Here is a 9,676-nt window from a genome sequence, read left to right on the forward strand (position 1 = left end):
CGGCGCCACCTCCGGAACACTCACGCGGCAGCGAGCGTCCAGGTTGCCGTGTCGGCGTAAGTCCGTCCGTCGCGCGTGCCGGTGATCGTCACCGTGTTGGCGCCCGGCCGCAGGGTGATCGGCCAGGTGAAGATGTGGTCGGAGGCCGGCGGTTTCGGTGCGCCGACGGCCACGCCGTTCACCGTGAGCTGCACGCTGTCCGTCGTGCCGTAGGCGCGAACGGTGGTGGCCGCGACCGTTCTCTGGGTCCAGCGGGCGCTGTTCAGGTGCACGAACGGGGTGTTCGTCCAGTTCGCCTTGTACAGGTAGAAGGAGTCTTTTCGGGTGTTGCGGTCGTAGGTGACCAGGCCCTTGTCGTTGCGTCCCAGCGTGTCGCCCTCGGAGCGGCTGTCGACGGCGAAGTCGAACATGTTCCAGACGAACGTGCCCCACAGGTACGAGCGCGTCTTGATGTCCGCCCAGTGGTTCTCGTGCACGAGCGTCTGGTACTCCTCGGGGTGCCGGCGCGAGGTCGTCACGGGCGGGCGCGGGTTCTCCTCGTGCTGCGCGATGCTGCCGCCGGCGCCGTACTCGCTCAGGGCGATCTTGCGGGCCGGGTCACGGGCGTGCAGGCGGTCCGCCCACCCGCCGGGGCCGGTGCTGCTGGTGTCGTACCAGCCGAAGTACTTGTTGTAGGCGGCCAGTTCCGCGTGGCCCGACACCGGGTCCAGATCGCCGATGTGACTCGCGTAGGTCGAGTGCCGGCCGGAGTCCTCGGCCCGGACGGCGGCGGCGAGGTCGCGCAGCAGGTTGTTGGTGGCGGTGTTGCTGGTCTTCTGCTCGTTGCCGATGCCCCAGAACGCGATGGACGGGTGGTTGAAGTTCTGCCGGATCATCTCCAGCAGCTGCTGCTGGGCGTTCGCGCGGAACGCCGCGCTGTCGGTGATCTCGTTGACCAGCGGGATCTCCGTCCACACCACGTACCCGCGTTCGTCGGCGAGGTCGTAGACCTGCTCGGCCTGCTGGTAGTGGGCGGTGCGCAGGGCGTTGACGCCCATCTCGTCCATCAGGTCGAAGTCCTGGCGCTGGTTCGCGGGCGTCACGGCCCAGCCCGCGTTCAGCCGGTCCTGGTGGGCGTTCACGCCGTTGAGGCGCAAAGGCCTGCCGTTCAACGAGAATCCGGTGTCGGCGTCGACGGCGGTGGTGCGCAGGCCGAGCGGTTCGGTGACGACGTCCTTCACCACGTTCGTGTCGGCGTCGATGATCTCCACGCTCGCGCGGTAGAGGTACGGGTCGGCCTTGCCGTTCCACCGGTGCGGGCGCGCGATCGTGACAGTCTGCACGGTGTCGAACCCGGTGGAGGCGTTGACCGAACGGGTCGCGGACGTGGTCTCGCCGACGATGACACCGGCGTGGTCGGCGACGACCGTGCGGATCTTGACCCGTGCCGTGGAGGCGCGGTTGTTCCAGGCCTTGGTGGTCACCTCGACGCTCGCGGACGCGTCGCTCAGAGACCGTTGCCGCAGATACACACCGGGGCCGCCGGAGTCGCCCATGCGCGCGGCGAGCAGGTCCAGCGCCGTCAGCGAGACACCCCGGTAGATGCCGCCGAAGAACGTGAAGTCCGCGGAGATCGGGGCGATGTCGGCCTTCGCGGCGTTGTCCGCCTTGACCGCGATCACGTTGTCCTGCCCCAGTTTCAGCGCCGCCGTCGCGTCGAACCGGAACCCGGCGAAGCCGCCGCGGTGCTGGCCCAGCTTGACGCCGTTGACCCAGACGTCCGCGACCTGGTTCACCCCGTCGAACTGCAGCCACAGCCGACGCCCGGCCAGCGTGGCGGACGGCGTGAAGTGCTTGCGGTACCAGCCGATTCCCCGGTAGTAGTTCGACCCGCCGTCCTGACCGTCGGTGGCGTTCCACGTGTGCGGGACGCTGACCTGCGACCATGCCGCGTCGTTGAATCCCGGCGCCTCGGCCCCGGCGGCGTCCGCGCGCAGGAACCGCCAGCCCGCGTCAAGGCTCACCTGCGCGCGTGTCACCGGTGGCGCGTAAGCCGAAGCCGCTGGTGTGCCCACAAACATCGCCGAGAGCAGAAGCAGCGGCAGCAGGAACGCCGGCAGACGTGTCATGTCCCTGAACGTATGGGCGCGATGAAAACGGTGTCAACGAAAGGAGCTAGTTCCGGTACAACGGGTTCGGGCAGTCGACGTACCGGCTCGCGGCGCCCTCCGCGCGCGTCCAGCGCAGCAGCAGGTTCGCCTTCGCGGGCACGAACCGGTTCTCCAGCAACGACATGACCTGTTCACATCCGTGATCTCTTGCATAAGCAACGAAAACAGACCGTGCCTCGGCCCACACGTCGAGGCCGGGGTGCCGGACCAGCACCGCGCCGGCGATCTCGATCAGGTGGTTGACGATCAGGCAGTACCGCAGCCGCTCCCAGCCCTTCGCCTCGGAGACTCCCCGCGCCCCGTCCAGTCCGTCCATTGAGGACAGCAGGTCGGCGTGGCGAGGAAGCAGCCGCATGCCCTCGGGGTCGCGGTAGATCGCCTGCACCGGCATGCCCGCGGAGTCCACGCCCACCAGAACGTTCTGCAGATGGCACTCCATCACGACGCCGTGCGCGAAGAACGCGTGCAGCACTGGAGGAACGACGACCGAGACGTACTGCCGGAACCAGCGCAGCGCGCTCTCGGAATCCAGTCCGTCCAACGGGTTCCCGTCGAAGCCCTCGCTGATCCCGGCCGCCAGCAGCGGGGTCACACCGGGAAGGACGTGCTGCCGGACGCCGTCGCGCACCACGACCGCCAGACCCTCGAACGAGTCCGGGGAGGTCCGGTAGCCGCGGTCGATCAGGAAGGCCGCGCCGGGGAAGTCAGCCGCGATGTCCGCGAACACCGGTCTCAGCAGGCGCGCGAGCGGCGGGATCCACCGCAGGTCGTGCTCCCACAACCGGCGCACGTCGTTGGTAATCTGCACGTCGAGGCTGAACTTGTAGAACAGATCCGCGGGTGGGTCGTAGACAGTGCGCACCGACGACGTCGGCCACACCTCGTGCTCCGCCACCGCACCCGTGAGGCCCAGCAAGGAAAGTTGCCACGGATGCGCGGGCAGCACACCGGCGGGCAGCGGCACCTCGCCGTCGTCGATGAACTCACCTTCCAGGTGTGCCAGCGAAAAGCTCGCGTGCACCTCGGGCGAATACGGCAGCCACTGGGAGGCGGGCAGGCCACCGCGGCCCTTCGGCGCGGGGTGGTAGCGGTGGCCGGCGATCAACGCCTGCTCGGAGCGCCGGTAGAGGTCGGCGGGTGCGGCGGCGCGGGCGTCCAGCACGGCGGCGATGGCCGACCGCGAGCCGGCGATCTCGTCCAGGAAACCGACCGGCGGATCGCCGAGCTCCTTCGTGATGAGCACGGCGAGTTCGTGCCACGACAACGGCTGCCACGATCCGCTGAACACCTCGGGATCCGACAGCCAGCGCCCCTCCCGCACCCGCAGCAGAACGCCGGTGCGGGGCAGGCGGAGCGTGCCGTCCGCCCACTCCCCCACCTCGCGGCGCAGGCAGTTCAGCAGGGCCGTCGTGGTGACGGCGTCGGGGTCAGTGCTGGCGTCCACCGGTGTCCGCTTCCCTGTGGGGATGTGTCAGGATCAGATCATTCTGACGCAGACACCGGTCGAGTCCGAGTTCGCCGCCGCGCTGGACGAAAGACGTGCCGAAAGGTTCATCGCGGCGCTGCCGGGAGCCCGTGCGGCGATCCTCGCGCGCCTGCGCCGGGCGTTCGCGATCGAGCCGTTGCCGCAGGTCAGCGTGGATCCGGCCGAGTACCTACACCCGGTTGACCTCCTCACCGCACTGCGCTGGAGCCGCGCTGAGAGCCTGGTCACGGAGGTCGCCCACAGCGTCGCCGGACTGGCCCTGTCCCGCACGACGAGCCCGCTCACGACCCCGTTCTTGAGCAGGTCGCTGGAGGAGCACGAACAGAGCGTCGTCGACGGCCATCCGCTGCACCCGTGCTGCCGCAACCGCACCGGGTTCACCGCCCAGGACCACCTCGCGTACGGCCCCGAGCACCGCCCGATCGTCCGGCTGCGACTGCACTCCGCGCCGAGTCACGTGGTGTTCGGCGACTGGCCCGACGAGCTTCGCGACGGCGAGCGGATCCTCCTGCCGGTGCACCCGTGGCAGGCGGACCGGCTGAACGTGCCCACGGAGGGCACCCTGGACGCGAGCCCGCTGATGGCGCTGCGCACCCTCTCGACCGGTTCCTGGCACGTCAAAACGACGCTGAGCGCCCAGATCACCTCGGCCGTGCGGGACATCTCCGGCGGCTCGATCGCGACCGCGACGTCGGTCTCCGACTTCCTGAGCGCGACCGTCGAGGGCATCGAACTGCAGCACAACCGGGCATCGGCCGCGGTGCTGACCAACGGCGAACCGGACCGCCGGCTGGGCGTGATCCTGCGCGACAAGCCCGTGCCACGCGAGGGCGAGACCCTGCTGCCCCTGGCCGCGTTGAGCGCCTGGCGGATCCCCGACCCGATCGAGTGGCTCGCCGAGTTCGCCGAACTGACCGTGCCGCCGTTGATGACACTGCTGGCGCGCGGCGTCGCGTTGGAGGCGCACGAACAGAACCTGCTGGTGGGCCTGGTGAACGGCAGACCGAGCCGGGTGATCTACCGCGACCTGGCCGACATCCGCGTCAGCCAGCGCGCAGGTCTGCCGGCACGACTGCACGCGGACCCGGAAGCCTTGCGCGCCAAGACGTTCGCGACGTTCTTCGCGACCGCGCTGACCGGGTTGGTCGGCACGCTCGACGCCCCGGACGCCGACCTGTGGGACGTGGTGGCGAAGACCGTCCCGGACACGCCGGACCGGCACGCGTTGCTCAACGACCCGCTGCCCGCCAAGCCGCTCACGTTGATGCGACTCGACCCGAAGACCGAGGCGTGGGCCTACCTGCCCAACCCGTTCAGGCGCTGAGCAACGCCGAACGGTGCCGCCACGCCAGCGTCAACAGCGCGGCACCGGCTGCCTGCGTCGGTTCTTGATGAACGAAGCGCTCGACGTTCTCCGCCGTGAACGGCAGCCCGCGCAGCACCTCGCCCTCCTCGTTGTGCGACACCAGATCGCCGAACAACTCGTCGAACTCCCCCGCCTCGATCACCGCGACCGTCAGCACGTCGGTGGCGAACGTCAGCGGATCCACGCCCATGCCGAGGTAGAACACCCGCGCGGCCGCGGTCAGCCGCCGCGCGAACGGCCAGGCCGCGTAGTCGACGGTGTGGATCTCCTCCGCGCCCAGCATTTCCTCGGCGAACTCGCGGATCATGCAGTGCCACAACGAGAAGTCGTCCTCGGACGAGCCCTGGAACACGCCGACCGGCAGCACCTGGAACATGCCGCCCGCGTGACCGACGCGCTTCGGGTCGCGCCAGTGCAGGAAGAACGTCGCCTCCCCGGACGCCTCGTCGTGCCGCAGGGTGAGGGTGCTGATGGCGACGTTGACCGGACGGCGCCGGGGATCGCACGGGTCGCCGACCGCCGAACGCGATGGCAGCGCGCCGATCCGGCCGAGCTCCCGCGCCGCGTACTCGTGCGCGCAGGCCTCGCCCACGTCGATGCCGTCGAAGTAGGTGCCGAGGCCGAACGTCAGGTGCCGGCCGGAGAAGTCCAGCAGCCTATAGGTCTCGCGGTTCTGGAACACCGCGGGCGACGCGAGCGCGGCCATCGCCGCCGAGTAGCTTCCGAACCCGTCGGGCAGCACGGAGGCCGGCACCTCGGGCACCTCGGGCAGTTCGGCAGAGGCCTTCAGTTCCAGCGAGAGATCGGCCAGCGGGATCGGCGCGGCCGGCGTCCAGCCCGGCGACGTGAGCAGTGGCGTCCCCGCGACCCTGGGCACGTCCGGGTACTCCGAGACCGCCTTCAGGGCCAGCGCGTGACGGTGTTCGAGCAGGTGGGCGCGCACTTCGAGCCACTCGGCAGACGTCGGCATGGCGCCATTGTCGACGACACGGCGAAATGACCGGGCCACGTGTGACCCGGTCTCCGCACCACGCGGCCGTCAGGCCCGCCAGCGCCGGGACGCGTGGACGACTTCGCCGACCGCGCGTGCCAGGCTTCCGTCGGCGTCGACGTGGCTCTCGTACCGCGCCGGAAGCGGCTGGGCCACCTCGGGCGGCGCCTCGTACGAGTCGCTGTCCTCCCAACGCAGCCTGCGCGCCGTCTTCACGAACACGACCGCCGCGACCAGCAGCAACATCCCGAGCACGGCCGGCCACCAGACCGATTCCGCGACAGCGATGGCGAACTGGACCTGGGCCACCACGACGAACACGACGGTCAGTCCGACCACCGACCACGGGGCGGAACCACCCTCGTGTCTGCGCTTGGCGGCACCGGTTGCCCCCATTGGCGTCACCTCCACCGATGTTGTCGTGGACATCGGCGATTGATCGCACGGAGTTACAGGTCCAAGCGTACTCCTCGGTCGTTTGGTTGCAGACCGTCATTTTCCGGACATCCGCCCACCGGCGGGAAACCCCTGCACAGCACGTGCGCGATTCACCCGGTGGTGTGATCATCAACTGGTGTCCGCACTGCACGCGGGGAATCCCGCCTCATTCGCCGCCGATGTTCTCGAAGAGGGTCCGGCCGAGCTGGAGCACGTGCCGGGAGTGGCGTCACGACGCCCCACCAAGACGTGCGCGGGCGGCGCGCTGATCCGCGATTCCACCGGACGCGTGCTGTTCGTCGTGCCGACGTACAAGGCGGTGCTGGACATCCCCGGCGGCATGACCGAGGACGACGAGTCCCCGAAGGCGGCGGCGCTGCGGGAGATCCACGAGGAACTGGGTCTGTCGCTGACGCTCGGGCCGTTGCTGGTGGTCGACTGGACGCCGCGCAACGGGGTCTGGCGCGACTGCCACCAGTTCGTGTTCGACGGCGGCGTCGTGGACGACGCGGCGGCGTGCGATCCCGAACTGGAGGGCGTGCTGTACCTGACGTTGGACGAGGCACGGCACCGCGTCTACCCCTCACTGCACCGGCGGCTCACCCTCGCCGTCACGGCCCTGGAGAGCGGTTCCACGCGGTACGCCGAGTTCGGCCGGGAGGTCTGATGCGGATCGTCTCGCTGCTGCCCGCGGCCACCGACGTCGTCGCCGAACTGGGACTCGTCGAGCACCTGGTGGGACGCACCCACGAGTGCGACTGGCCGGCCGAGGCCGCGGGCGTCCCCGTCGTCACGAGCACCGGGATCGACCAGAACACCCTGAGCAGCCGGGAGATCAACTCGACCGTCCACCACGGGTCGTCGTTGTACGGGCTCGACGCGGACCTGCTGAACGACCTCAAGCCGGACGTGATCCTCACTCAGGACCTCTGCGACGTCTGCGCGATCTCGTACCGCAAGGTCACCGACACGGTCCGGATGATGGACGTCGGCCCGAAAGTGCTCAGCCTCGAACCCTCCACATTGGACGAAGCGCTGGGCTGTCTGAAGACCGTCGGCGACGTGCTCGGCGTCGACAGCACGGACAAGATCGCCGCGCTGCGACACCGCATCGAGAACTTCGAGCGCCAGACCGGAGATCTCGCGCACCCAAGAGTGGCCGCGATCGAATGGCTCGACCCGGTGTGGCCCGCCGGCCACTGGGTGCCCGAGCAGATCGCGGCGGCGGGCGGCATCCCGCTCATCGCGGAGAAGGGCGAGCACACCAGGCCGATCACCTGGCAGACCGTCCACGACGCGCGACCGGACATCGCCCTCCTGATGCCGTGCGGCTTCCCGGTCGAACGGACGCTCCAGGAGCTCCCGGACCAGCCGCTGCCCGAGACGTGGGTCCTGGATGGACCGTCGTACTTCAACCGGCCGGGCCCGCGCGTGGTGCGCGGAATCGAGGTCCTCGCCCACGTTCTGCACGGAATCGGGCAGAAGCCCTCCACAACCGAGGCGATTAAGCTCGAACCATGGACCTGAGCGCGTTCCCCCGAGTCTCACTGGGCACCTGGCCGACCCCGCTGGAGGACGCCCCGAGGCTCGCGACCGAGCTCGGCGGCCCGCCGGTCCTGATCAAGCGCGACGACGTGAACGGTCTCGGCGCGGGCGGCAACAAGCTGCGCAAACTCGAGTTCCTGCTGGGCCAGGCCATCGAGCAGGGCGCGGACACGATCATCACGTTCGGCGCGCTGCAGACCAACCACGGCCGGCAGACGGCGGCGGCGTGCGCGAAGCTCGGCCTCCGGTGCGAGCTCGTCCTCACGGCCAAGGTGCCGATGAAGGGCGAGGCGTACGAGAGGTCCGGCAACGTCGTCCTGGACCACATGTTCGGGGCGAACGTGCACGTCTGCGCGGACGCCGACGAGACCGTCCAGGCGTACGAGAAGATCAACCACGACAAGGCCGTCACGCTGCCCGTGGGCGGTTCGAACGGGCTGGGCGCGCTCGGCTACGTCGCGGCGGCCATCGAACTCGTGGGCCAGCTGAACGAGCGCGGCATCGGCAACGCCACCATCGTCGTGCCGGACGGCAGCGGCGCCACGGCGGCGGGGATCGCACTCGGCACCGAACTGCTCGGCTGGCCCGGCACCGTTCACGCCGCGAGCGTCTCGCACACCGCTCAGGACGCCGAGCAGGAACTGCGGAACCTCGCCACCGACGCCGCCGCCCTGCTCGGGCTACCCGCCCCGGAGCTCGCCGGCGTCACGGTCACCGACGACACCATCGGGGCTGGTTACGGCGTGCCGACGCCGGAGATGTGGAGCGTGCTGAAGCTCTTCGCGCGGACGGAGGGCGTGATCCTCGACCCGGTCTACACCGGCAAGGCCGCGGTGAAGTTCCGCGAGATCGCCCCGCACAGCGACGTACCGGTCGTGTTCCTCCACACGGGTGGTCTTCCCGGCTTCTACGGGTACGCGCCGGAGGCCGTGGCCCAGTTCTGACCCGGGGTGATCAGTACTCTGGTGTGGTGACCGACCTGGCCGACGACCTGAGCCTGCTGCGCGACCTCGAACGACGTCTGCTCGTCTACAAGTTCGCGATCGAGGAGCTCATGACGAAGCTCCGCATCCTCAGCGAGGAGTTCGACTCGGTCCACCAGCACGACCCGATCGAGCACATCACCAACCGCGTGAAGAAGCCGGAAGGCATCCTGGAGAAGCTGCAGCGCAAGGGCTTCCCGCTCGACCTCGACGCGATCGGCGACTGGCTCGACGACATCGCGGGCGTGCGGGTGGTGTGCCCGTTCGTCTCGGACGTCTACCGGGTCAAGGCGATGCTCGCGCGCCAGCACGACGTGGAGATCCTGCGCACCAAGGACTACATCGCCACGCCGAAGCCGAACGGCTACCGCAGCCTGCACCTGATCGTGCGCATCCCGGTGTTCCTGTCGGACCGGGTCGAGCACGTGAAGGTCGAGGTGCAGCTGCGGACCATCGCGATGGACTTCTGGGCCACGCTGGAGCACAAGCTGTTCTACAAGTACGACGACAGCCCGCCCGCGGACTTCGTGGGCGAGCTGATGTCGACGGCGATGATCGCGGCCCAACTGGACGACCGGATGGAGTCGCTGCATCGGCGCATCCACCAGGACGACCGCTAGGCCCAATACCGGTGACTTAAGGGTTGGTTCGGTAAGTTGAGCATTCAGGAGGTGCCTGGATGCCGCGGCCTGGACAGGTCAAGCCCGATACGGATGC

At 69.2% G+C, this 9,676-nt stretch carries 9 protein-coding genes; 5 read left to right on the forward strand and 4 right to left on the reverse strand.

Annotated features, from left to right (window positions below; translation table 11 throughout):
* Positions 1–20: 20 nt before the first annotated feature.
* Together ACIRG5_RS35870 and ACIRG5_RS35875 are read right to left on the reverse strand one after the other, a co-directional pair.
* Entirely contained in the window at positions 21–2,108 is a 2,088-nt protein-coding gene (locus ACIRG5_RS35870) for a glycoside hydrolase family 2 protein (RefSeq protein ID WP_402913295.1), read from the reverse strand.
* 46 nt (positions 2,109–2,154) lie between these two features.
* The gene (locus ACIRG5_RS35875) at positions 2,155–3,594 is read right to left on the reverse strand and encodes an IucA/IucC family protein (RefSeq protein WP_402913298.1); all 1,440 of its coding nucleotides are present in this window, start codon (positions 3,592–3,594) and stop codon (positions 2,155–2,157) included.
* 22 nt (positions 3,595–3,616) lie between these two features.
* On the opposite strand from ACIRG5_RS35875, the gene ACIRG5_RS35880 reads away from it, so the two are divergent.
* Positions 3,617–4,960: an IucA/IucC family protein gene (locus ACIRG5_RS35880; RefSeq protein WP_402913301.1), complete on the forward strand. Its 1,344-nt coding sequence runs from the start codon at positions 3,617–3,619 to the stop codon at positions 4,958–4,960.
* Here ACIRG5_RS35880 and ACIRG5_RS35885 read toward each other — a convergent pair.
* Both ACIRG5_RS35885 and ACIRG5_RS35890 read right to left on the reverse strand, forming a co-directional pair.
* The gene (locus tag ACIRG5_RS35885; RefSeq protein ID WP_402913304.1) at positions 4,950–5,972 is read right to left on the reverse strand and encodes a hypothetical protein; all 1,023 of its coding nucleotides are present in this window, start codon (positions 5,970–5,972) and stop codon (positions 4,950–4,952) included. The genes ACIRG5_RS35880 and ACIRG5_RS35885 overlap by 11 nt on opposite strands.
* A 69-nt stretch (positions 5,973–6,041) precedes the next feature.
* Positions 6,042–6,389 carry a hypothetical protein gene (locus tag ACIRG5_RS35890; RefSeq protein WP_402913307.1) on the reverse strand — a complete coding sequence of 116 codons (348 nt, stop codon included), beginning with the start codon at positions 6,387–6,389 and terminating at the stop codon, positions 6,042–6,044.
* 178 nt (positions 6,390–6,567) lie between these two features.
* On the opposite strand from ACIRG5_RS35890, the gene ACIRG5_RS35895 reads away from it, so the two are divergent.
* From ACIRG5_RS35895 to ACIRG5_RS35910, 4 genes are read left to right on the forward strand one after another with little or no spacing between them, the layout of a single operon-like run.
* Complete coding sequence (locus tag ACIRG5_RS35895; RefSeq protein WP_402913310.1) at positions 6,568–7,098, forward strand: NUDIX domain-containing protein; 531 nt, start codon at positions 6,568–6,570, stop codon at positions 7,096–7,098.
* Entirely contained in the window at positions 7,098–7,958 is an 861-nt protein-coding gene (locus ACIRG5_RS35900; protein WP_402913313.1) for a cobalamin-binding protein, read from the forward strand. Before ACIRG5_RS35895 ends, ACIRG5_RS35900 begins: the two co-directional genes overlap by 1 nt.
* On the forward strand, positions 7,949–8,920 hold the full coding sequence (locus ACIRG5_RS35905) for a D-cysteine desulfhydrase family protein (protein WP_402913316.1): 972 nt from the start codon (positions 7,949–7,951) through the stop codon (positions 8,918–8,920). Before ACIRG5_RS35900 ends, ACIRG5_RS35905 begins: the two co-directional genes overlap by 10 nt.
* Before the next feature lie 26 nt (positions 8,921–8,946).
* A complete protein-coding gene (locus ACIRG5_RS35910) occupies positions 8,947–9,579 on the forward strand; it encodes a GTP pyrophosphokinase family protein (RefSeq protein WP_402913319.1) in 633 nt (210 codons plus the stop codon).
* Positions 9,580–9,676 lie beyond the last annotated feature (97 nt).

Origin of the sequence: Lentzea sp. NPDC102401, assembly GCF_044765805.1 — a bacterium.
In the GTDB taxonomy this organism is placed as follows: Bacteria; Actinomycetota; Actinomycetes; order Mycobacteriales; family Pseudonocardiaceae; genus Lentzea; species Lentzea sokolovensis.

What these genes read in the sequence shown, in the direction of transcription:
- ACIRG5_RS35890 (WP_402913307.1), bottom strand. Translation starts at nt 6,389, where the DNA reads ATGGGGGCAACCGGTGCCGCCAAGCGCAGACACGAGGGTGGTTCCGCC.
- ACIRG5_RS35905 (WP_402913316.1), top strand. Translation starts at nt 7,949, where the DNA reads ATGGACCTGAGCGCGTTCCCCCGAGTCTCACTGGGCACCTGGCCGACC.
- ACIRG5_RS35900 (WP_402913313.1), top strand. Translation starts at nt 7,098, where the DNA reads ATGCGGATCGTCTCGCTGCTGCCCGCGGCCACCGACGTCGTCGCCGAA.
- ACIRG5_RS35880 (WP_402913301.1), top strand. Translation starts at nt 3,617, where the DNA reads ATGTGTCAGGATCAGATCATTCTGACGCAGACACCGGTCGAGTCCGAG.
- ACIRG5_RS35870 (WP_402913295.1), bottom strand. Translation starts at nt 2,108, where the DNA reads ATGACACGTCTGCCGGCGTTCCTGCTGCCGCTGCTTCTGCTCTCGGCG.
- ACIRG5_RS35885 (WP_402913304.1), bottom strand. Translation starts at nt 5,972, where the DNA reads ATGCCGACGTCTGCCGAGTGGCTCGAAGTGCGCGCCCACCTGCTCGAA.